The organism is Pseudomonas sp. B19125, from assembly GCF_044218855.1.
GTDB lineage: Bacteria > Pseudomonadota > Gammaproteobacteria > Pseudomonadales > Pseudomonadaceae > Aquipseudomonas > Aquipseudomonas edaphica.
The window spans coordinates 5,132,601-5,155,086 of record NZ_CP162589.1 but is presented as its reverse complement, the minus strand read 5'-3'; the positions used below and the strand labels follow the sequence as shown (position 1 = coordinate 5,155,086).

General features: G+C 60.9%; 21 protein-coding genes. 11 read left to right on the top strand and 10 right to left on the bottom strand.

The window, feature by feature from the left end:
• Nucleotides 1-105: 105 nt before the first annotated feature.
• Entirely contained in the window at nucleotides 106-930 is an 825-nt protein-coding gene (locus AB4P96_RS23355) for an aspartyl/asparaginyl beta-hydroxylase domain-containing protein (protein WP_017137465.1), read from the bottom strand.
• A 275-nt stretch (nucleotides 931-1,205) separates the two neighbouring features.
• Here AB4P96_RS23355 and fabV point away from each other — a divergent pair, with 275 nt between their 5' ends.
• The gene (gene fabV, locus AB4P96_RS23350) at nucleotides 1,206-2,399 is read left to right on the top strand and encodes an enoyl-ACP reductase FabV (RefSeq protein ID WP_065929256.1); all 1,194 of its coding nucleotides are present in this window, start codon (nucleotides 1,206-1,208) and stop codon (nucleotides 2,397-2,399) included.
• 221 nt (nucleotides 2,400-2,620) lie between these two features.
• A complete protein-coding gene (locus tag AB4P96_RS23345; protein ID WP_017136123.1) occupies nucleotides 2,621-3,244 on the top strand; it encodes an HAD family phosphatase in 624 nt (207 codons plus the stop codon).
• Here AB4P96_RS23345 and AB4P96_RS23340 read toward each other — a convergent pair.
• On the bottom strand, nucleotides 3,241-4,146 hold the full coding sequence (locus AB4P96_RS23340; protein ID WP_138450197.1) for a LysR family transcriptional regulator: 906 nt from the start codon (nucleotides 4,144-4,146) through the stop codon (nucleotides 3,241-3,243). The genes AB4P96_RS23345 and AB4P96_RS23340 overlap by 4 nt on opposite strands.
• A 103-nt stretch (nucleotides 4,147-4,249) precedes the next feature.
• Between AB4P96_RS23340 and AB4P96_RS23335 the strand changes: the two genes are divergently transcribed.
• Nucleotides 4,250-5,419 (top strand): aspartate aminotransferase family protein, encoded by a 1,170-nt coding sequence (locus AB4P96_RS23335; protein ID WP_017136121.1) that lies wholly within the window; start codon nucleotides 4,250-4,252, stop codon nucleotides 5,417-5,419.
• Between the two features lie 58 nt (nucleotides 5,420-5,477).
• On the opposite strand, the gene punR is transcribed toward AB4P96_RS23335, so the two are convergent.
• Nucleotides 5,478-6,392: a DNA-binding transcriptional activator PunR gene (punR, locus tag AB4P96_RS23330; protein WP_099549104.1), complete on the bottom strand. Its 915-nt coding sequence runs from the start codon at nucleotides 6,390-6,392 to the stop codon at nucleotides 5,478-5,480.
• Nucleotides 6,393-6,514: 122 nt separating this feature from the next.
• Here punR and punC point away from each other — a divergent pair, with 122 nt between their 5' ends.
• A complete protein-coding gene (gene punC / locus AB4P96_RS23325; protein WP_169985654.1) occupies nucleotides 6,515-7,699 on the top strand; it encodes a purine nucleoside transporter PunC in 1,185 nt (394 codons plus the stop codon).
• Between the two features lie 158 nt (nucleotides 7,700-7,857).
• Here punC and AB4P96_RS23320 read toward each other — a convergent pair whose 3' ends face one another.
• Complete coding sequence (locus tag AB4P96_RS23320; protein WP_017136118.1) at nucleotides 7,858-8,691, bottom strand: hypothetical protein; 834 nt, start codon at nucleotides 8,689-8,691, stop codon at nucleotides 7,858-7,860.
• A 158-nt stretch (nucleotides 8,692-8,849) separates the two neighbouring features.
• On the opposite strand from AB4P96_RS23320, the gene AB4P96_RS23315 reads away from it, so the two are divergent.
• Entirely contained in the window at nucleotides 8,850-10,352 is a 1,503-nt protein-coding gene (locus AB4P96_RS23315; RefSeq protein WP_395600129.1) for a nucleobase:cation symporter-2 family protein, read from the top strand.
• 99 nt (nucleotides 10,353-10,451) lie between these two features.
• On the opposite strand, the gene AB4P96_RS23310 is transcribed toward AB4P96_RS23315, so the two are convergent.
• Together AB4P96_RS23310 and AB4P96_RS23305 are read right to left on the bottom strand one after the other, a co-directional pair.
• Complete coding sequence (locus tag AB4P96_RS23310; RefSeq protein WP_170038927.1) at nucleotides 10,452-11,384, bottom strand: proline iminopeptidase-family hydrolase; 933 nt, start codon at nucleotides 11,382-11,384, stop codon at nucleotides 10,452-10,454.
• A 93-nt stretch (nucleotides 11,385-11,477) separates the two neighbouring features.
• Nucleotides 11,478-12,242: a LuxR family transcriptional regulator gene (locus tag AB4P96_RS23305; RefSeq protein WP_170038929.1), complete on the bottom strand. Its 765-nt coding sequence runs from the start codon at nucleotides 12,240-12,242 to the stop codon at nucleotides 11,478-11,480.
• Nucleotides 12,243-12,425: 183 nt separating this feature from the next.
• On the opposite strand from AB4P96_RS23305, the gene AB4P96_RS23300 reads away from it, so the two are divergent.
• Genes AB4P96_RS23300 through AB4P96_RS23275 form a run of 6 tightly spaced genes read left to right on the top strand, consistent with a single transcriptional unit; the run spans nucleotide 12,426 to nucleotide 18,589 of the window.
• Nucleotides 12,426-13,313, top strand: a complete 888-nt coding sequence (locus AB4P96_RS23300; protein ID WP_017136114.1) for a proline iminopeptidase-family hydrolase — start codon at nucleotides 12,426-12,428, stop codon at nucleotides 13,311-13,313.
• A 3-nt stretch (nucleotides 13,314-13,316) separates the two neighbouring features.
• Complete coding sequence (locus AB4P96_RS23295; RefSeq protein WP_017136113.1) at nucleotides 13,317-14,264, top strand: ABC transporter permease; 948 nt, start codon at nucleotides 13,317-13,319, stop codon at nucleotides 14,262-14,264.
• Nucleotides 14,261-15,118, top strand: a complete 858-nt coding sequence (locus tag AB4P96_RS23290; protein WP_017136112.1) for an ABC transporter permease — start codon at nucleotides 14,261-14,263, stop codon at nucleotides 15,116-15,118. Before AB4P96_RS23295 ends, AB4P96_RS23290 begins: the two co-directional genes overlap by 4 nt.
• Complete coding sequence (locus AB4P96_RS23285; RefSeq protein WP_395600128.1) at nucleotides 15,115-16,071, top strand: ABC transporter ATP-binding protein; 957 nt, start codon at nucleotides 15,115-15,117, stop codon at nucleotides 16,069-16,071. Before AB4P96_RS23290 ends, AB4P96_RS23285 begins: the two co-directional genes overlap by 4 nt.
• Nucleotides 16,068-17,039 carry an ABC transporter ATP-binding protein gene (locus AB4P96_RS23280; protein WP_236447634.1) on the top strand — a complete coding sequence of 324 codons (972 nt, stop codon included), beginning with the start codon at nucleotides 16,068-16,070 and terminating at the stop codon, nucleotides 17,037-17,039. Before AB4P96_RS23285 ends, AB4P96_RS23280 begins: the two co-directional genes overlap by 4 nt.
• Nucleotides 17,040-17,074: 35 nt before the next feature.
• Nucleotides 17,075-18,589 (top strand): ABC transporter substrate-binding protein, encoded by a 1,515-nt coding sequence (locus tag AB4P96_RS23275; RefSeq protein WP_176991199.1) that lies wholly within the window; start codon nucleotides 17,075-17,077, stop codon nucleotides 18,587-18,589.
• 166 nt (nucleotides 18,590-18,755) lie between these two features.
• Here AB4P96_RS23275 and AB4P96_RS23270 read toward each other — a convergent pair whose 3' ends face one another.
• The 4 genes from AB4P96_RS23270 to AB4P96_RS23255 form a co-directional block, all read right to left on the bottom strand.
• The gene (locus tag AB4P96_RS23270; RefSeq protein WP_169985664.1) at nucleotides 18,756-19,496 is read right to left on the bottom strand and encodes a YciK family oxidoreductase; all 741 of its coding nucleotides are present in this window, start codon (nucleotides 19,494-19,496) and stop codon (nucleotides 18,756-18,758) included.
• A gap of 177 nt (nucleotides 19,497-19,673) precedes the next feature.
• Entirely contained in the window at nucleotides 19,674-20,345 is a 672-nt protein-coding gene (mupP, locus tag AB4P96_RS23265; RefSeq protein ID WP_099549098.1) for an N-acetylmuramic acid 6-phosphate phosphatase MupP, read from the bottom strand.
• 4 nt (nucleotides 20,346-20,349) lie between these two features.
• Nucleotides 20,350-21,048: a bifunctional 2-polyprenyl-6-hydroxyphenol methylase/3-demethylubiquinol 3-O-methyltransferase UbiG gene (ubiG, locus tag AB4P96_RS23260; RefSeq protein WP_003172645.1), complete on the bottom strand. Its 699-nt coding sequence runs from the start codon at nucleotides 21,046-21,048 to the stop codon at nucleotides 20,350-20,352.
• Between the two features lie 64 nt (nucleotides 21,049-21,112).
• On the bottom strand, nucleotides 21,113-22,444 hold the full coding sequence (locus AB4P96_RS23255; protein ID WP_017136108.1) for a TRZ/ATZ family hydrolase: 1,332 nt from the start codon (nucleotides 22,442-22,444) through the stop codon (nucleotides 21,113-21,115).
• Nucleotides 22,445-22,486 lie beyond the last annotated feature (42 nt).

Here is a 22,486-nt window from a genome sequence, read left to right as displayed (position 1 = left end):
GATGGCTGGAGAATGGTGAGCGCCGAACTCGGTCGCACTAGACAGTTAGTTTGGCCGCCAGAAGGGCAGGGCGCAAACGCCGTCAACACCATCATGCCGCAGAACTTACTGAATCAGCTTCCAGTTTTTGTAGAAAACCCGACGCAGGGTAAACACCAACCCGGCAAAACCCGAAATCACGGCGTTGAGCACTGAGGGCAGCAAGGTCGGCCGCACGATGTCAATGAACAGGCAGTAACGCTTTGCGTCGTTTTTGTTGAAGGAGGCATGCATCAGCGTGTCATCGAAGATGAACAGCGGGTCATCGTGCCAGTAGTGCTTGTGCTTGCCCACCTGGATGTAAACACCGTCGTGATGCGGCGCCGGCGCCATGTTGTAGAGCACGCGGAACATCATGCGCAGCGGGCCGAAGTGGAAGGACGTGGAGCGGTTTTCGTTGAACACCGAGACGCCGATGGTCTTCACAAACGGCAGTTTCTTGCGCAGTTGCGGAATGTCCAGGGTGGTTTCGATCGGGCGACCGTACCATTGGAAGAACAACATGCCGCGCTTTTTCTCGGCCATGCGCTCGTCCAGGTAGCTGATGATTTCGTCCTTGTTGGCCATGGCGTCGTCGATGACTTGTTGCAGGTCTTCGCGCCAGGCGGGCGGCAGGTCACGCATGGTGTAGACGTGGCGGTTGCGCAGGCTCAACAGGTCGAACAGGGTATTGAACGGCGCCAATATCCAGGTGTTGCGGCCGTTACCAACGAAGTATTTCTTGATGGTGTCGCGGTCGTACAGGCCGTTGCGCAGGAAATCATAAATGCCGCAGAACAGCACCAGCAGCAGAAACACCAGGCTGGTACGTGGGAAGCAATAGATGAACAGCAGAACGCCGAGTACCCAGGCGACTGAGACCAATTTTTTTTGCACAGCACTTTTACTCATGAAGCGAGGCTCCGGACCTGAAACAAAGCGAAACAATCCCGCCATGATAGTGGGTTATCACGGCGCCGGGCGTTTTAAATATTGCGAATTTGTGAACGTTGAACACAGTTTTTAACCAGGCGGTGCTGCGCGCCAGCTGTTTTGCCGATTGGATTTTGTAAACAGAAGATTTGCGTCTATCGTGACGCTTCGGTTTTTCGCGCGTCATAGACCGGTACGATTGAAGTTGAATGGCCACCACTGGCCGTCGACCCCTTGGAAGAGGCAGAAATTTTATGATCATCAAACCGCGGGTTCGTGGCTTTATCTGTGTGACCGCTCACCCTGTTGGCTGTGAAGCGAACGTCAAAGAGCAGATCGACTACGTAACCCAGCATGGCGCCATCGAAGGCGGCCCAAAAAAGGTGCTGGTCCTCGGTGCTTCCACCGGTTACGGCCTGGCCGCGCGCATCAGTGCTGCGTTTGGCTGCGGCGCCGACACCCTGGGCGTGTTTTTTGAGAAAGAAGGCGAAGAAGGCAAGCTGAGCTCCGCCGGCTGGTACAACAGCGCGGCGTTCGAGAAGTTTGCCGTGGAAAAAGGCCTGTACGCCAAGAGCATCAACGGCGACGCGTTCTCTGACGAGATCAAGCGCCTGACCATCGAAACCATCAAGAAAGACCTGGGCAAGATCGACCTGGTGGTTTACAGCCTGGCCGCGCCACGCCGTACCGACCCGCAAGGCGTGGTGCACACCTCCACCCTCAAGCCGATCGGCAAGGCCGTGACCCTGCGCGGTATCAACACCGACAAAGGCGTTGTGGTCGACACCACTCTTGAGCCTGCAACCCAGGAAGAAATCGACGGCACCGTGAAAGTCATGGGCGGCGAAGACTGGCAGCTGTGGATCGACGCCCTGCGTGACGCCGACGTGTTGGCCGAAGGCGCCAAGACCACTGCGTTCACCTACCTCGGCGAGAAGCTGACCCAGGATATTTACTGGAACGGCTCCATCGGCGAAGCCAAGAAAGACCTCGACAAAAAAGTCCTGACCCTGCGCGACAACCTCGCTGCGCTGAAGGGCGACGCCCGTGTGTCGGTGCTCAAGGCCGTGGTTACCCAGGCAAGCTCCGCGATCCCGATCATGCCGCTGTACCTGTCGCTGCTGTTTAAAGTGATGAAAGAGCAGGGCACCCACGAAGGTTGCATCGAACAGGTTTACGGCCTGTTCAAAGACAGCCTGTACGGCAGCGAGCCGAAGCTGGACGCCGACGGCCGCCTGCGCGCCGACTTGGCTGAGCTGGAGCCGAAGGTTCAGGACGCCGTGGCTGCACTGTGGAATCAGGTGACCGATGACAACGTCAACGAGATCAGCGATTTCGCTGGCTACAAGGCGGAGTTCCTGCGTTTGTTCGGGTTTGAAATCGACGGCGTGGACTATGAAGCTGATGTGAATCCGACTGTGAAGATCAAGGGCCTGATCCAAGCCTAAACACGGTCAAAAAAAATGTGGGAGCGGGCTTGCTCGCGAAAGCGGTTTATCAGCCAGCCTATTTGGTGACTGATACACCGCTTTCGCGAGCAAGCCCGCTCCCACATTTGATCTTTGTAAGCCTCCCTTTTGGGAACCTTCCTACGCTTCGGCGCGCAACTCTTCCTTTCCAAAATCTGCCAGACTCCCTCGGCTATCAAGCCACGCTAACGGAGGATCTGATGACGATTCGTGCAGTAGTTTTTGATTTTGGCGGTGTCCTCTTCGATTGGAACCCGCAGCACCTTTACCGCAAGCTGATTGCCGACGACGCCGAACGGCAACACTTTCTCGACACCATCTGCACCCAAGCCTGGAACACCGAGCAAGACGCCGGCCGCAGCCTGGCCGAAGGCACCCGCCACCTTATCGAGCAATACCCGCAGCATGAACCCCTGATCCAGGCCTATTACGACCGTTGGCACGAAATGCTGCGTGGCGCGTTGCCCGATGGCGTGGCCATTCTTGAGGCGCTGCATAAGGCCGATATGCCGCTGTTCGGGCTCACCAATTGGTCGGCTGAAACCTTCCCTTACGCACGGGCCAACTACCCGTTTCTGCAGCACTTGCGCGATATCGTCGTGTCTGGCGAGTTGAAGTTGATCAAGCCGGACCCCGCGATCTATCACGCGAGCCTTGATCAGGTTCGCGCTCACTTGCCGGATATCCAGGCCAGGGAAGTGGTGTTTATCGACGACGTTGCCGGCAATATCGAGGCCGCTGAAGCCCTCGGCTGGCAGGGCATTCACCATGTGTCGGCCGAGCGCACTGCCGCGCGTTTGCGCGCGTTGGGGGTGAGCTTTTAGCGCGCCCACTTTTCCATGGCGAAATCCACAAAAGCGCGCAGCTTGGGCAGGCGGTAGCGGTCCTGTCGGTAGAGCAGGTGCATGGGGCGGCTGGGCAGTTGATAGGTGGTCAGCAACGCCACCAGCTTGCCGCTCTCCAGGTCCGGCTGCACCAGGGCATCGGCCAGCATGATGATGCCCATGCCGTTCACGGCTGCCTGGCGCAAGCCTTGGGAGCTGTTGATGGTCAATGCTCCGGCCACCGGCACCTCCACTTCGCCTGCATCGCCGGTCATGCGCCACAGTTTGCTGGTGTCTCGCCAGTTATCGTTCGCCGGGTAGGCAAACGCCAGGCAGTCGTGCTGGCGCAAGTCGTCGGGCGTCTGCGGAATGCCACGTCGCGCCAGGTACGCCGGTGACGCACAGAGCGTCAGGGTATAGGCCTGCATCGGCCTGGCGATCAGGCTTGAGGTTTCCAACTCGCCCAGGCGGATCGCAACGTCGAAGCCGCTGTCGACCAGATCCATGCGCTCATTGCTGAGTTCGACATACAGATTGATCTGCGGGTAGCGCTGGGCAAATTCGCTCAAGGCCGGTGTGAGGCGTTCGGTGCCGAACACCGGTGGCGCGGTGATGCGCAGGCTGCCTTTGGGGGTTTCGCTGTGGATCTGCTCTGCCAATAGTTCAGAGTCGGCCACCAGCCCCAGCACTTCCAGGCAACGCTGGTAATACTGCCCGCCAAATTCGGTGAGGCTCTGTTTGCGCGTGGTGCGCTTCAGCAAGCTGACCCCCAGCCGTTGCTCCAGCGCGCGCAAGTGGTTACCGACCATGGTGGTCGACAGCCCGCATTCCTGCGCGGCGGCGGTCATGCTGCCGGCCTCGACCACTTTCACGTACACCGACATCGACTGGAACAGATCCATTATCAAGCCCTGATTTAAAGTCATTGCAGGAATGCGCAGTTTATCCAGCTCAGGTGGCTAACGATACTGGCAGCATCACAACGATGCACTGGAGCCTGCCACCATGACCGCCGCCTGCCTGATGACCACCTATCAACCCATGGCCCTGAGCTTTACCCGTGGCCTGGGCACGCGCCTGTGGGACCAGCAGGGCCGTGAATACCTCGACGCCGTGGCCGGTGTGGCGGTAACCAATGTCGGGCACTCCCACCCCAAATTGGTCACGGCGATCAGCGAGCAGGCGGGACTGTTGCTGCACACCTCCAATCTCTACAGCATCGACTGGCAGCAGCGCCTGGCCGAGCGCCTGACGCGGTTATCCGGCCTGGACCGTGCGTTCTTCAATAACTCCGGTGCCGAAGCCAACGAGACCGCGCTGAAACTGGCGCGGTTGCATGGCTGGAAAAAAGGCATTGAAGAGCCTTTGGTGGTGGTGATGGAGAACGCGTTTCACGGGCGTACGCTGGGCACTATGGCCGCCAGTGACGGGCCTTCGGTGCGCCTGGGTTTCCAGCGCCTGCCGGGGGACTTTCTCAAGGTGCGCTTTGGCGACTTGGCCGCATTGGCGGCCATTACCGAGCAATTCGGCACGCGCATCGCGGCGATCTTGCTCGAGCCGATCCAGGGTGAAAGCGGCGTGCTGCCCGCGCCGCCCGGTTACCTGAAGGCGCTGCGCGACCACTGCACGCGCCACGGCTGGTTGATGATGCTCGATGAAATCCAGACCGGTATCGGCCGCACTGGCGCCTGGTTTGCGTTCCAGCACGAAGGCATCGTGCCCGACGTGATAACCCTGGCCAAAGGCCTCGGCAACGGCGTGCCCATCGGTGCCTGCCTGGCCCGGGACGCGGTGGCCCAGTTGTTCACGCCAGGCAGCCACGGCAGCACGTTTGGCGGTAACCCGCTGGCCTGCCGCGTGGGTTGCACGGTGTTGGACATCATTGAAGAACAAGGCTTGCTGCACAACGCCGCGCTACAGGGCGAGCGCCTGCTGGCGCGGTTGCGGGTGGAGTTGAGCGAGCACCCGCAGGTGCTGGCGATTCGCGGCCAGGGCTTGATGGTCGGCATCGAGTTGGCCAGGCCTTACCGTGACCTGGCCCAGCGTGCGGCCCAGGAGCATGGGCTGCTGATCAATGTGACGCGGGGCAAGATCATCCGCCTGTTGCCGCCGCTGACGCTGGATGCCAAGGAGGTTGAGATGATTGTGCGGGCCATCACCCGTCTCCTGGATTGAAACCGGATCAAAATGTGGGAGCAGGCAAGCCAGCTCCCACATTGGATCGGCGTGATATTCAGAGATCCGGGCCATTGAGCCATTCCTGGTTCATGGTTTCGGTATCGCCCAGGTACTCCAATAACCAACTCATCGCCGGCGATACCTTATCCTGCGCCCACGCCACACACGACGGGCTGGCCGGAAACGGTCGGCTCAGTTGCAGCGCCACCAGGTCGCCACGCTCGACCCACGGCAATACCTGATGAGCCGGCGCCATGCCCACGCACAGCCCATCGCGCAGGCAATCGAGTGCCGAGGCCCAGTTGGGCACGACCAAACGGCGCTGGTTATCCAGGGTCCAGGTGTCACGCTTGGGCAGGTTGCGCGAGGTGTCGGTCATGCACAGCGAGGCGAACGGGCGCAGTTGGTCGTCACTGAGCAAGCCGTTGACGCTTGCCAGCGGGTGCTGGGCGCTGACCACACACAGCCAGTTGAGCAGGCCCATGTCCCGAAACGTGAAGCGGCTGGCCACCGGCACTGCGCTGGTGGCACCGATCACAATGTCGGTGCGCTCATCGGCCAGGGCGTCCCAAACGCCGTTGTACACCTCGTATTCGAGCAGCAATTCCACCTCAGGGAATTGCCGATAAAAATCCAGCACCAGTTGCCGGCAGCGCTGGGGTTTGACGATGGAGTCCACCGCGACCTTCAACTGGCCGCTCCAGCCATTGGCCACCTGCTGGCACAAACGCCGGGTTCCAAGCATTTTTTTCATCACCCCGCGCGCTTCGTCTATAAATAGACGGCCAGCGGGGGTCAACTCCACATCGCGATGGCGGCGCACAAACAGCGGCACCGCCAACCATTCCTCCAACTGGCGCACCGTATAGCTGATGGCTGACGGCACGCGGTGCAATTCCTGGGCAGCGGCGCTGAAGCTGCCATGGCGTGCCACGGCATCGACTACATCCAGGGAGTATTCGGACCACATAGCGGTTGCCTTCAAAATATTTGATTCAAGTGTCCAATTATTATCGCTTCACACACAGCCTGTCAGCTTCATAATGGGCGCCAGTCAGCAAATAGTTTGATGGCAGCATCCACAAGGCTTCAATGAAAAATTCTTTTGGTTTCACCTGGTATTTGGCGGGGCTGAGCATGCTCGGTTATCTGGCCATGGACATGTACTTGCCGGCGTTTGGCGCCATGGGCGAGCAGTTGCAGATCAGTGCGGGCGCGGTGGGCGCCAGCTTGAGTATTTTCCTCGCCGGCTTTGCGCTCGGGCAGTTGCTGTGGGGGCCATTGTCCGATCGCCTGGGGCGCAAGCCGGTGCTGCTCGCCGGGCTGAGCCTGTTTGTGCTGGGCTGCGCCGGGATGTTCTGGGTCGAGACGGCGCCGCAGTTATTGGCGTTGCGTTTTATCCAGGCGATTGGTGTGTGTTCCGCCGCTGTGAGTTGGCAGGCGCTGGTGATTGACCGTTACCCGGCCGACAAGGCCCACCGTGTGTTCGCCAGCATCATGCCGCTGATGTCGCTGTCACCGGCGTTGGCGCCGCTGTTGGGCGCGATGGTGCTGAACCACTTTGGCTGGCAGGCGATTTTCGCGGTATTGCTGGTTGTGTCAGTGCTGTTGCTGTTGCCGACGTTGTTGCTGCGCAAAATGCCGAAACGTCTGGCCGAGGAGGGCGAACCTTCGCGCCTTGGCTACGGGCAGTTGCTGACCTCCCGCGTATTTACCGGCAATGTGATGATCTTCGCCGCCTGTTCGGCCAGCTTCTTTGCCTGGCTCACCGCGTCGCCGTTCATCCTTGGCGACATGGGTTACAGCCCGAATGACATCGGCCTGAGTTACGTGTTGCCGACCTTGTCCTTTCTGGTCGGCGGTTACAGCTGTCGCAGCGCCTTGCAGCATTACCAGGGCAAAACCCTGCTGCCGTGGTTGCTGGTGGCCTATTGCATCAGCATGGTGGCGTTGTACCTGGTTGCGACCTTGACCGTGCCGACCCTGACCACCTTGTTGATTCCGTTCTGCCTGATGGCGTTGGTCAACGGCGCCAGCTACCCGATCGTGGTGGCGAATGCGTTGATGCCCTTTGCGGAAAATTCCGGCAAGGCGGCGGCGCTGCAGAACACCCTGCAGTTGGGCCTGTGCTTTCTGAGCAGCCTGCTGGTGTCGTCGTTGATCGACCAGCCGCTGTTGATCACCGTGATTGTGATGTTGGCGACTGCGCCGTTGGCGGTGCTGGGTTACTGGCTGGCGCGGCCGAAAGCCGATAAGTCGGAACTCGCAAGCGCCTAAAACTGAAACCCAAGCAAAAATGTGGGAGAGGGCTAGTGTGGGAGCTGGCTTGCCTGCGATGGCATCAACAGGGTGTACCTGATGCACCGGGTTGTCTGCATCGCAGGCAAGCCAGCTCCCACACAAGCCAGCTCCCACAGTTGATTGGGTTTCTTCAGTTAGAACGTCACTTCCATATTCAGCGTAGGCGTGGAGGTCCGGGTGCCCATGCCACCATCCACCCCGAACTTGTTATGCCAGTACTCGTAACCCACCCCCAGGTACAGGTTCGGCTTCACGCTTTTACCTGGCCGCACCGCCACCATCAGCGCGGTGCGCATCAGGGTTTCCGGCGCGGTGTCGCGGCCGTGGTAGTCCTCGCCCTTTTCCCCGACGTAATTGATAAACCCCTGGAACTTCGCCGCGTGGTTGGCGATGTCGAACGGGCGCATCCAGGTCAGGTTGAGCATGTAGGTGTCGTCGAAGGTGTGGTTCGACTCTTTCGCACCGGGGATGCCGGTGTGGTTCTTTTCCTTGTAGTACATCAGGCTCAAATCCAGCACGCCGACGGTGTTGAACTTCAACGTCGGGCCGACCACCAGCGCGCGTTTTTTAGCTGAGGCGAAGTTGTTGTTGCGGTTGGCGTCGAAGCCCAGGGTCAGGGCGTAATCCTTGACCAGGCCGGTGCCCAGAGGCACATCGAATACCCGTGAGGCGTACAGCTGGTGTCGGTACACGGCGTAGACCTCACTGCCACCCTGGTCGGTGCCCTTGCGTGGGTCGCTGCTGTCGGACAGAAACACATCGAGGTTCAGGTAGTTGCTGCCGTACTGGTAGCCGCTGGCGTGGGTAAAGCTGTAGATGCGCTTGCTGAAGTCGTCGGGGTTGTTGGGGTTGGTGAAGTGCTGGCCGTAGCGAAACCCTACGCTGTTGTTCATCCATTCCAGCGCGACGGCCTCCCCACCGCCGAGAAGGGTCAATGCAACGGTGGCGCCCTGTAATGCCTTTTTCATTGTTCTAGGTCCTTTGGCGTTCTGGCTCATGACGGCCGGATAGTTTTTGTAACGCCGATGGAGGGTATCTTGTTCGATTGATTGTATACAACTCTATGGACATCAAGTCCAAACATTGCATACAGTGTTCGCACAACAAAAACAGAGAACCCCTCACCATGACTATCCCGAAGGCGTCACCGCAGCGGCCAGAAGACGAGAATCTCGGCGTCGCGGCCAACATGGCTTACGGCCTGCAGCATGTGCTCACCATGTATGGCGGCATCGTTGCCGTACCGCTGATCGTCGGCCAGGCGGCCGGGTTGTCGCCGGCGGATATCGGCCTGCTGATCGCCGCCTCGCTGTTTGCCGGTGGCCTGGCCACGTTGCTGCAAACCCTCGGCCTGCCGTTTTTTGGCTGCCAGTTGCCGCTGGTGCAGGGCGTGTCGTTTGCCGGTGTGGCAACCATGGTGGCCATCGTAGGCAGTGATGGCGCGGGCGGGGTGCCGGCGATTCTCGGGGCGGTGATGGCCGCGTCATTTATCGGCTTATTGATCACGCCGGTATTCTCACGGATCACCAAGTTCTTCCCGCCGCTGGTCACCGGCATCGTGATCACCACCATCGGCCTGACGCTGATGCCGGTGGCGGCGCGCTGGGCCATGGGCGGCAATAGCCGCGCAGCGGACTTTGGCAGCATGGCCAACATCGGCCTGGCGGCGTTGACCCTGGTGCTGGTGTTGCTACTGAGCAAGATCGGCAGCGCGACCATCTCGCGCCTGTCGATTCTGTTGGCCATGGTGATTGGCACCGTGATCGCGGTATTCCTCGGCATGGCGGACTTCTCCAGCGTCGCCCAAGGGCCGATGTTCGGCTTCCCGACACCTTTCCATTTCGGCATGCCGACCTTCCATGTGGCGGCGATCATTTCCATGTGCATCGTGGTGATGGTGACGTTGGTGGAAACCTCGGCGGACATCCTCGCGGTCGGCGAGATCATCGACACCAAAGTCGAGTCCAAGCGCCTGGGTAATGGCCTGCGTGCCGATATGCTGTCGAGCATGTTTGCGCCGATCTTCGGTTCATTCACCCAAAGCGCCTTCGCCCAGAACGTCGGCCTGGTGGCGGTTACGGGAGTGAAAAGCCGCTTTGTAGTGGCCACTGGCGGTGTATTTCTGGTGGTGTTGGGCCTGCTGCCCTTTATGGGGCGGGTGATTGCGGCGGTGCCGACTTCGGTGCTTGGCGGCGCCGGTATTGTGTTGTTCGGCACCGTGGCGGCCAGTGGGATTCGCACGCTGTCCAAGGTGGATTACCGCAACAACATGAACCTGATCATCGTGGCAACGAGCATCGGTTTCGGCATGATCCCGATTGCAGCGCCGAACTTTTATGATCACTTCCCCACCTGGTTTGCGACCATTTTCCATTCGGGCATCAGTTCGTCGGCGATCATGGCGATTCTGCTGAACCTGGCGTTCAACCACTTCACCGCCGGTAACTCGGACCAGCAGTCGGTGTTTGTGGCCGGCACCGAGCGCAGTTTGTGCTTCCACGACGTGGCGGCGTTGCGCGATGGCGATTACTTCAGTGGCGGTAAATTGTTTGATGCTGAAGGGAAGGAGATTCCAGTGGTGGCTGAGGTGCCGAGGAAGGCCGCAAAGCCTGAGACCACCGAGGTCTAAAACTGTGGGAGCTGGCTTGCCTGCGATGGCGGCGAGCCAGTCACTGCACCTGTAACTGATGTACCGCTATCGCAGGCAAGCCAGCTCCCACAGTTGAACTCAGCCGGCCTTGAGTGCTCGGTGCGGCAGCGAACACGCCTCGTCCAGAAACTTCACCACAGTCCCCATGCACGCCTGGCGTTCTTCCACGTGGGGCATGTGGCTGGAGTCTTCAAACAACGCCCAGCGCACGTCAGTGATTTCATCCAGGAACGGCTTGACCACCAAGGGCGTGGCCTCGTCGTGGCGTCCTGATATCACCAGCGTCGGCACATTGATCGCCGACAGGCGCCCGATCACGCTCCAATCCTTCAAGCTGCCGATGATGTGAAATTCGGTCGGGCCGCTCATGGCGTGGTACACCGTCGGGTCGGCGTCCACCGCTGCAAAGGTGCGCGCCACTTCTTCCGGCCATGGGTTTACTCGGCACACATGCTGGTCATAGAAGATCCGCGCCGCCGCAAGGTATTCCGGGTCTTGGTAAGTGCCGGCCAGTTCGTGTTTTAGCAGGGTTTGGTGCACGCCTTCGGGCAACAGCTGGCGCAGGCGGTTGGCTTCGCTGACCCAGGTGCGCATGCAGGTGGGCGAGTTGGCCGGGATAAACGCGCGCAGGCCCTTGGGTCGCAAAATCGCGTGTTCGCTGCCGAGCATGCCGCCCCAGGATTGCCCCAGGATCGCGTAGTTGTCACTGATCTGCAGGTGGTCCAGCAGGTTGTTCAGCTCGTCGAGGAACAGGTCGATGGTCCAGAACGACGCGTCCTTGTCCGGCAAGTGCGTAGAGCGGCCATTGCCGATTTGATCGTAGTGAATCACCGCATGGCCGCTGGCGGCGACGTCCTTGAACGCGTCTACGTAGTCATGGGTGCAACCGGGGCCGCCATGGAGGATCACCAAGGGCGTGCGGCCGGTGCCCAGGTCGCCAGTGACGCGGTACCAGGTCTGGTAGGCGCCGAAGGCCGCGTAGCCTTCGCGGACTTTCTCGATGAATTCCATTTCGTACCCTGCTCTGAAAAAAAGGATCAGGGATACGATAGTCGGCACGCAGCGTTTAAGTAACTAGCAAAACAGCTAGGTTTTACCGACGGATCAATCTTCGAGCAGGCGGTAATGGGTCGCGCGCACCACCGCCTGTACGCGGTTCTTGGCGCCCAGTTTGTGCATGGCCGAGGCCAGGTGCAGGGTGACCACCGCCAGTGAGCGGCTTAACTGCGTGGCGATCTCGGCGGCGGTCAGGCCCTCGGCCGCCCATTTGAGGCACTCGCGCTCGCGCTTGGTCAGATGGATGTGCGGGTAGGTGCGTAGCTCTTTGCTCAGCAGCGGGTAGGCCGCTTCCTGCAAGGCGTGGGTGATCAGGCTGAAGTCCGTCAAGGTTTGCTGGGCATCTTCCAGCACCGTGCTGGCCTTGCCGGTGCGCAGGCCGGTCAGCGACGCGAAGCCGCCACGCGGCAGGTGGATCGGCACGGTGACGCCGCAGGTCAGTTGGCGCTCATGCAGGTAAGAGGACACGGGCGCATGGCACGGGTCGATGATCTTTTGCAGCGCAGTGTCGGCTTTGGCCTCATAGGACCACACGAACGGCGACACCGTGCTCAAGGCCAGGTGCTGCACCGGGTCGATCTGGTAAAAACCTTCGCTGCACCATAACGCGTGCCAGTCCGACGGTGTGTTGCGCGACTCCAGCACCGAAGGCGTGATCAGCGAACCGTCCTGGTCGATGGGCACCGGCGTGTAGTCATACACCAACGCATCAAAGCCCAACTGCTGGGCGAGGACAAACGTGTTGTCCATCTGTTCAACCAGGCTCCTGCCGGGCATGAGGCGGTTGTTGAAGGCAGTAAGTTTGGACAGCATCCGTTCTGCTCCCGAATTCATTTGAATCTCGACTTGCGGCAAGTAGAATGCCACGCCCCGGCGAAGGACTGCCAGGCCAAACCTATAAGAACTACTAGGTTATGGACGCGCGGCATCCTCGGTAGTGTTGGCCCTGTAAACGGCCGCTACCTGCCAGGCCGATACAACACAAGGAATGTATGCATGTGGCGTGAAATTGCCCCCGACCAGCAGTACAACGTGCAGGTCGATGGCCATAACCTCGTGGCCTACAGCTTTGGCGACGGCGATGAGGTGCTCTTGTGTCTCAACGGCGGCCCGGGCCTGCCGTGTGACTACTTGCGCGACGCCCATGGCTGGCTCAAAGAGCATAACCTGCGAGTGGTTGCATTCGATCAGCTTGGCACGGGCGCATCAGCCAGACCATCAGATGTTTCCCTGTGGGAAATTGGCCGTTATGTCGAAGAAGTCGAAACCGTGCGCCAGGCACTGGGCCTGGGCCGTGTGCATCTGCTTGGGCATTCGTGGGGCGGCTGGTTGGGCATCGAGTACGCCATCCACTATCCTGACGCCCTGAAAAGCCTGATCCTGGAAAACACCGTCGGCGATATTCCGCACCTGTCCCAGGAGCTCGAACGCCTGCGCGGTGCCCTCGGCAGCGAAACCGTGGCCATGATGCAGCGCCATGAAGCCATGGGCACACTCGACCATCCGCAGTACCAGGCCGCTATCACCTTGCTCAACTACCGCCACGTCTGCCGTCTGGACGAATGGCCGGAGCCGGTCAAGCGCTCCCTGGGCGACTGGAACATGGGGCCTTACGAAACCATGCAAGGCCCCAACGAGTTCCTCTATATCGGCAACCTCAAGGACTGGAACCGCATCCCGGAGATGGCCGATTTCAAGATGCCGATCCTGATCACCACCGGCCAGCACGACGAACTGACACCCGCTTGCGCCCATCGCATGAAACTCGCCGCCACACACGCCGAGTTGCATGTATTCCCCAACAGCAGCCATATGCCGTTTTATGAGGAACCCCACGCGTACTTCCCGGTGCTGCTGGACTTCCTCGCTCGCCACCGAGGCTGACGGATGAATCTTGCGCGTTACCGTTTTGTGCTGTCCCGGCCGCTGCAATTGCTGCCGGTGTTGTTTGGCATCAGCCTGATCACCTTTGTGCTGGTGCGCTCGATCCCCGGCGATCCGGCGCGGGCCTTGCTGGGCTCGCGCAGCACGCCGGACGCGCTGCTGAAAATCCGCGCCCAATACGGCCTGGACCAGCCCTTGTGGCTGCAATATTTCTACTTCCTCAAGAACCTGCTCAAGGGCGATCTCGGCCAGTCACTGCTCTATAAGGTCGACGCGTTGAAACTGATCGTCACCCGCATTGAGCCGACGCTGGTGCTGGTGCTCGGCAGTGTGCTGCTGGCGCTGTTGATCGCGGTGCCGCTGGCTACCGTGGCGGCGCGCAACAAAGGCGGTTGGGCGGATAACCTGATCCGCGTGTTCACCACGGTCGGCCTGGGCATGCCGGCCTTCTGGCTGGGCTTGATGCTGATTCTGTTGCTGAGTGTGAAGTGGGGCTTGTTCCCGGTATCGGGCTACGGTCGCACGTTTACAGATAAAGCCCACCACATGGTCCTGCCGTGCTTGACCATTGCGCTGGCGCTGGCGGCGGTGCTGGTGCGCAACCTGCGGGCGAGCATGCTGATGGAGTTGCAGGCTGACCATGTCACCGCTGCCCGCGCACGCGGGTTATCGGAGGCGGCGGTGTTTCGTCGGCATGTGTTACCCAACTCCCTGGTGCCGGCGGTTAACCTGCTGGCGGTGAATATCGGCTGGCTGATCAGCGGCACGGTGGTGATCGAAAGCCTGTTCGCGATTCCCGGCATCGGCCAATTATTGGTGCGCGGCATTTTTACCCGCGACTACATGGTGGTGCAGGGCGTGGCGATGGTGCTGGCGTGTGCGACGGTGGTGGTCAACTTCGTCGCGGACGTGGCGACCGTGGCCCTCGACCCACGGGTGAAGATGCAATGAGCAGCCGACCACTGATTGCGCCGTGGCGTTTGCGCCTGCGGTTTGGTTTTCGCAACGGCCGGCTGACCGCTGCGTGGGGGCTGTTGATCTTGTTTATGTGGTTGGCCCTGGCGTTGTTCGCGCCGTGGCTCGCGCCGTATGACCCGATTGCGCAGAACACCGATCTGAGTTTGCTGGCGCCCAGCCTTGCCCACCCATTTGGCACGGATAACTACGGCAGAGACATCCTTTCGAGGGTGATCTGGGGCGCGCGGATTGACCTGCAACTGGCCGTTATCGGCGTGATCTTCCCGTTCCTGATCGGCACTTTTATCGGCGCTGTTTCCGGCTACATCGGCGGGCGCTTCGACAGCGTGTGCATGCGCGTGATCGACGTGGTGCTGGCGTTCCCGTTCCTGGTGTTGATGCTGGCGATCATGGCCATCCTCGGGCCGGGCTTGCAGAGTTTTTATATCGCCATGGCGTTGGTGGGCTGGGTGTCGTATGCGCGGTTGATCCGCTCGCAGATCCTGGTGCTCAAGGAAAGCGACTTCGCCCTGGCCGCCAAGAGCCTGGGCTTTGGCCATGGGCGCATTCTGTTCCGGCACTTATTGCCCAACGCGATGTTTGGCTCGATTGTGTTTTCGATGTCCGACGCCGTGCTGGTGCTGCTCAATGGCGCCGCCGTGAGCTACCTGGGCCTGGGCGTGCAACCGCCGACGGCGGAGTGGGGCACGATGGTCGCCGAAGGGCAGGCGTTTATCACCACCGCCTGGTGGCTTTGCACCTTCCCGGGCCTGGCCATTGTGACCCTGGCCATGGGTTTCAGCCTGCTCGCCGATGGTGTGGCGCAAGTATTGGGGGATCGTTCATGAGCCTGCTTCACGTGCAGGACCTCAGCGTGATCGCCAACAATGGTGGGCGAGAGGTCACGCTGGTTGATCGTGTGTCCTTTGATTTGGCCGAAGGTGAAATCCTCGGCCTGGTGGGTGAAAGCGGGTCGGGCAAAACCCTGGCCTGTCGCGGCCTGATGCGCCTGTTGCCGTCGCCCAACCTGCGGGTGCAAGGCGGCGCTGTGCGCCTGGCCGGTCGCGACCTGTTGCAACTCGATGAGGCTGGCATGCGCGCCGTGCGCGGTGGGCAACTGGGCATGATTTTCCAGAACCCCAGCAGTCACCTTGACCCGTTGATGCGCATCGGCGAGCAGATCGCCGAAGGCATCCGTTTGCATCAGGGTGCGTCGAAAAAAGACGCGCGCCTGCAAGCCATCGAGGTGCTGCGCCAGGTCGGTATTCCCGATCCCAAGGCGCGGGTCGACAACTACCCCCATGAGTTCTCCGGCGGCATGCGCCAGCGCGCGATGATCGCCGTGGCCCTGGGCTGCAACCCGCAAGTGCTGATTGCCGACGAGCCGACCACCGCGCTGGACGTGACGGTGCAGGCGCAGATCCTGCGCCTGCTGCTGGAGCTGCGAGACCAGCGTGGCCTGGCGATCATCATGATCACCCATGACCTGGGCGTGGTGGCGCAAACCTGTGATTCCATCGCGGTGATGTACGCCGGACGCCTGTGCGAGCACGCGAGCAAATACGACGTGCTGGCCCATCCACAACACCCGTACACCGCTGGCCTTATCGATTGCCAACCCGCCCACAGCAGCGGCCACGCCTTGCTGCGCACCATCCCTGGCCAGCCGCCGTTACTGGATGCCTTGCCCGACGGTTGCCGCTTCAACCCGCGCTGCCCGCAAGTGGCGGCGTTGTGTACTGAGCTGCTGCCCGAAGGTGCGCGCGTAGCCTGCCACTATCCGCTGGGAGAGCGCCCATGAGCCTGTTGCAGATCAAGGACCTGGAGGTGCGGTTTGCCGCGTCCGGCACGGGTGTGTTGGGCCTTAATAAACAGTGGGTGAGGGCGGTCAATGGTGTGTCGCTCAACCTGGCCGCAGGTGAAACCCTGGGGTTGGTGGGCGAGTCCGGCAGTGGCAAAAGCACGCTGGGGCGGGCAATTTTGCACCTCACCCCGATCAGCGCCGGGCAGGTGTTGTTCGATGGCGTCGACATGGCGCGGGGCAGTGCTATCGACATCGCCCGCCTGCGGCATGAAACCGCAATGATTTTCCAGGACCCCTACGCTGCCCTGAACCCGCGACACAGCATTGGCGAAACCCTTGCCGAAGTGCTGCGGGTGCAGCGCAAGGTCGCCCCGGAGCAGATACCGGCTCGCGTGGTCGAGCTGCTTGACCTGGTGGGCCTGCGCCCTGAACTCGCCAGCCGTAAACCCGGCTCCCTCAGCGGTGGTCAGTGCCAGCGCGTCGGCATCGCCCGCGCCCTGGCGGTGGAGCCGCGTCTGATCATTGCCGATGAATGCGTGGCGGCACTGGATGTGTCGATTCAGGGCCAGATCATCAACCTGTTGCTGGAGCTGCAACAGCGCATGAACCTGGCGATTCTGTTTATCGCCCATGACCTGGCCATCGTGCGGCGCCTGTGCGACCGCGTGGCGGTGATGTACCTGGGCAAAATCGTCGAAGAAGGGCCAGTGGAATCAGTGTTTACTGCGCCACGCCATCCGTATACGGCGGCGTTGATCGAGGCGATTCCCGAGATCGATCCGCACCGGCCGTTGCCCGCAGAACCGTTGCCCGGTGAGCCCCCGAGCCCGCTGAAGTTGCCCACCGGCTGCGCCTTTCACCCGCGCTGCCGGCATGCCCGGACGATGTGTTCCGTGGTGTTGCCGCCGACCCATTACCTGCACGAGCATCGGTACAGTTGCGTGCTTGAAGAACCTCTGTTTTGACCCACTTCTGCCATTCATGAACAAGGAGTTATGACATGCAATCGCGCCACTTGAAGTTGCTCGCCGCCGCGACACTGACCGCCTGGTCCCTCACTGCCGGGCTGGCCCACGCCGCCGGCGTGCTGACCATCGGCTGCCGTGAAGACAGCACCACGTTCGACCCGATCAAAAGCGCACAGAACCGCGATACGTGGGTGTTCGCCAACGTCTACGACACCTTGGTGCGCGTGGATAACCTGGGCACCAAGATGGAACCGGGCCTGGCTGAAAGCTGGGAGATTTCCAAGGACGGCCTGACCTACACCTTCAAGCTGCGTGACGCCAAGTTCTCTGATGGCTCGGCGATCACCGCCGATGACGCGGCGTTCAGCCTGTTGCGCATCCGCGACAACAAGGCGTCGCTGTGGGCAGATCCGTTCAGCCTGATCAGCACGGCCAAGGCCAGCGACCCGCAGACCCTGGTGGTCACGCTGAAAACCCCGGCTGTGGCCTTCCTCTCGCAACTGGCTTCGCCGACGGTATCGATCCTGTCGCAAAAAGCCATGACCACGATGGGCGAAGACGCCTACTCGGAAAACCCGGTGACCTCCGGCGCGTTTACCGTGGAGGAATGGCGCAAGGGCGACCGCGTGATCCTCAAAAAGAACCCGAACTTCTGGCAGGCCAGGAACGTGAGTCTGGATGGCGTGGAGTGGGTCTCGGTCACCGACGACAACACGCGCATGCGCATGGTGCAGAACAACGAGCTGGACACGGCGATCTTCGTGCCGTTCTCCCGCGTGGAAGAGCTGAAGAAAGACAAAAGCGTGGTGATCCATGCCGACCCGTCGACCCGCGAAGATCACCTGCTGATCAACCACGCCCACGGCCTGCTGGCCAAGCCGCAGGTGCGCGAGGCGCTGGACATGGCCATCGACAAGCAGTCGCTGGTCAAGAGCGCCACGTACGGCCAAGGCACCGTGGCCTATTCCTACATCCCCAAAGGCTCGCTGTACCACTACGCCAACAACCTGCAACGCCCGTATGACCCAGCCGCCGCCAAGAAACTGCTGGAAGAGGCTGGTGCCAAGGACTTGAAACTCAACTACGTGGTCAACGCCGGCAACGAAGCTGACGAGCAGATTGCGGTGATCATCAAGGACCAGTTGGCCAAGGTCGGCGTGACCGCCAACCTGCAAAAGGTCGACCCGACCCAAAGCTGGCAGATGCTGGTGGACGGTGAGTACGATATTTCGGTGATGTACTGGACCAACGACATCCTCGACCCGGACCAGAAGACCACCTTCGTGCTCGGCCATGACACCAACCAGAACTACATGACCCGCTACAAGAACGATAAGGTTAAAGAGTTGGTAGCGCAGGCGCGGATCGAGGCCGACCCGGCCAAGCGGGAGCAGATGTATGTGGAGTTGCAGAAGCTGGCGAAGCAGGATGTGAACTGGATTGACCTGTACTACAGCCCGTACATCAACATCTCACGCAAGAACGTGAGCAACTTCCTGCAGAACCCGCTGGGGCGTTTTACCCTTGAGGAAGTGGTGAAGAACTAACGGTCACCGCTAAGCAAATGTGGGAGCTGGCTTGCCTGCGATGGTATCAACTCGGTTTAACAGATAGACCGAGTTGCCCGCATCGCAGGCAAGCCAGCTCCCACACAAGCCAGCTCCCACATGAACCCAGTTTCACATTGGGGTTTCAGGTGAACAGTGTCAGTGCTTACTGCGCATCAAACGCCTGCCCATTGATCCCGGCACTGTCCGGCCCCATCAGGTACAGGTACACCGGCATGATGTCTTCCGGTGCAGGCCTTTCCATCGGGTTTTCGCCCGGATACGCCTGGGCACGCATGCTGGTGCGTGTGCCGCCCGGGTTGATGCTGTTGGAGCGTACCGATGCCACATCTTCCAGCTCGTCGGCCAGGGTTTGCATCAAGCCTTCGGTGGCAAACTTCGACACGCCATAAGCGCCCCAGTACGCACGGCCCTTGCGCCCGACGCTGCTGGAGGTGAACACCACCGACGCATCCTGGGACAGCTTGAGCAGTGGCAATAATGTACTGGTCAGCATGAACATCGCGTTGACGTTTACGTGCATCACGCGCATGAAATTCTCACCGGACAACTGCTCGATCGGCGTGCGTGGGCCAATGATCGAGGCGTTGTGCAGCAGGCCGTCGAGGCGACCGAATTCTTTTTCGATCATAGCTGCCAGCTCATCGTATTGATGGGGCAGGGCGGTTTCCAGGTTGAACGGGATCACCACCGGCTGCGGCTGGCCGGCCGCTTCGATCTCGTCATACACCTGGGCCAGGTTGGCTTCGGTCCTGCCCAGCAACAGCACGGTAGCGCCATGGGCGGCATAGGTTTTTGCCGCCGCCGCGCCGATCCCGCGACCGGCACCGGTCACCAGGATCACCCGGTCTTTGAGCAGTTCTGGACGTGCGGAGTAATCAAACATAAAAAACCTCGACAGAATTCAAGCTGAAACAGGCCTTGAAGTGGAATCCATTTCATGTGGGAGCTGGCTTGCCTGCGATGGCGGAGTATCAGTCACCGCAAGTGCTAGCTGGCAGACCGCTATCGCAGGCAAGCCAGCTCCCACAGTGATCTCAGTGCTAGTGGGTATCTCGAACAATCAGCAACTGCACAGCGCGTTATCCAGCACCTTGCGCAGCTCCAGCGGGTGGTCCACTACCACGTCGGCGCCCCAGTTGCGTGGGTTGTCGTCCGGGTGGATGTAGCCGAAGGTGACCGCCGCAGTGCGGGTGCCAGCGTCGCGGCCAGACTCGATATCGCGCAGGTCATCGCCCACGAACAACACGCTGGCCGGGTCAAGGTCGAGCATCTTGCACGCCAGGATCAGCGGCTCGGGGTCGGGCTTGCTGTTCTTCACGTGGTCCGGGCAGATCAGCAGTGCCGAACGCTCGGCCAGGCCCAGTTGCTGCATGATCGGTTCGGCAAAGCGCAACGGTTTGTTGGTGACCACGCCCCAGACCAGTTTGGATTTCTCGATGTCTTCCAGTAACTCGGCCATGCCGTCGAACAGTTTGCTGTGGATTGCGCAGCCCTTGAGATAGCGCTCCAGGAACTCCAGGCGCAACGCTTCAAAGCCAGGGGATTCGGGGTCCATCGAGAAGGTCACGGCGACCATCGCCCGTGCCCCGCCGGAAATTTCATCGCGGATGTGCTGGGGGTTGATCGGCTCCAGGCCTCGGTCGGTGCGCATGGCCTGGCAGATCGCGATAAAGTCCGGCGCGGTGTCCAGCAAGGTGCCGTCCATGTCGAAGAGAACTGCTCGCAACTTCACAGGCTTACTCCTCGCGCAGGGTCTGGATCATGTAGTTGACGTCCACGTCGCTCGCCAGCTTGTAGTGCTTGGTCAGCGGGTTGTAGGTCAGGCCGATGATGTCCTTGACGGTCAGCCCGGCCTGACGGCTCCAGGCGCCCAGCTCGCTTGGGCGGATGAATTTCTTGAAGTCGTGGGTGCCACGCGGCAGCAGCTTCATGATGTATTCGGCGCCGATAATCGCGAACAGGTAGGCCTTGGGGTTGCGGTTGATGGTGGAGAAGAACACCTGGCCGCCCGGCTTGACCATACGGAAGCAGGCGCGGATCACCGAGGACGGGTCTGGCACGTGCTCGAGCATCTCAAGGCAAGTAACCACGTCGAACTGCTCGGGCATCTCTTCGGCCAGGGCTTCGGCGGTGATCTGGCGGTATTCGACGCTCACGCCGGATTCCAACTGGTGCAGTTGGGCCACGGCCAGCGGCGCTTCGCCCATGTCGATGCCCATCACGGTGGCGCCGCGCTGGGCCATGGCTTCGCTGAGGATGCCGCCGCCGCAACCGACGTCCAGCACCTTCTTGCCGGCCAGGTTGACGCGCTCGTCAATCCAGTTGACGCGCAGCGGGTTGATGTCGTGCAGGGGTTTGAACTCGCTTTCGCGGTCCCACCAGCGGTGGGCCAGGGCTTCAAACTTGGCGATTTCGGCGTGGTCGACGTTGCTCATGGTGAATCCTCTAAATCTGATAAATCGGTTATTCAGTCCTGAACGGCGCGGTTCAAGACCTTCGTTATTCGCTGTGCCCGCTGATCCGTTGGCCCCAGGCGATGGCCGTGGCGGTCAACTGCTGTTCATCCATGCGGGTCAATCGCCGGTCGTCGAGCAACTGCTTGCCGGCGACCCAAAGGTGTTTCACACACTCGCGTCCGGTGGCATATATAAGCGTTGAGACCGGGTCGTAGATCGGTTGTTGCGCCAGCCCCGAAAGATCGAATGCGACGATATCCGCCGCCTTGCCGACTTCGAGCGAGCCAATCTCGCTGTCCAGGCCCATGGCACGCGCCCCATTGAGCGTAGCCATGCGCAGGGCGCGATGGGCGTCCAGGGCAGTGGCCGAGCCGGCGACAGCCTTGGCCAGCATCGCCGCCGTGCGGGTTTCGCCCAACAGGTCGAGGTCATTGTTGCTGGCCGCGCCGTCGGTGCCGATGGCCACGTTCACGCCAGCCTGCCACAGACGCTCCACCGGGCAAAAACCGCTGGCCAGTTTCAGGTTCGATTCCGGGCAATGGATGACGCTGGTGTTGCTTTCTACCAGCAAAGCCAGGTCGTCCTCGCTGATTTGGGTCATATGAACGGCCTGGAAGCGTGGGCCGAGCAGGCCCAGACGGCCCAGGCGCGCCAGTGGGCGTTCGCCGGTCTTGTCCACGGCTTGTTGCACTTCGAAGGCGGTTTCGTGCACATGCATATGGATGGCGGCGTCCAGTTCTTCGGCAATCACCCGGATTTTTTCCAGGTTGGCGTCGCTCACGGTGTAGGGCGCGTGAGGGCCGAAGGTGATCTTGATACGCGGGTGGTGCTTGAGGTCGCCGAACAGCTCCACGCCCTGGCGAATCGCCTCATCGGCGCTGCTGGCGCCTGGGATCGGGAAGTCGAGGATCGGCAGCGCGATCTGCGCGCGCATGCCGCTGTTGTGTACGCAGTCGCTGGCGACCTTGGGGTAGAAGTACATGTCCGAGAAGCAGGTGATGCCGCCCTTGAGCTGTTCGGCGATGGCCAGGTCGGTGCCGTCGCGCACGAAAGCTTCATCGACCCATTTGGCTTCGGCGGGCCAGATGTGTTTTTCCAGCCAGGTCATCAGCGGCAGATCGTCGGCCAGGCCGCGAAACAGGCTCATCGCCGCGTGGCCGTGGGCGTTGATCAAACCGGGGCTGAGCAGCATGCCCGGCAGCTCGCGCACTTCGCTGGCTGTCAGCTTCAAGGCCGCCGCCCGTGGCCCGATAAACGCAATGCGCCCGTCACGGATGCCCAGGCCGTGCTCCTTGAGCACCACGCCAGCGGGTTCGACAGGTACCAGCCAGGTTGGCAGCAGCAATAAGTCGAGCGGGGCGGCAGTGGAGGTCATCGCAGGCTTCTTCCCAGGCAGCTATAAAAGAAGGGCGAAGTA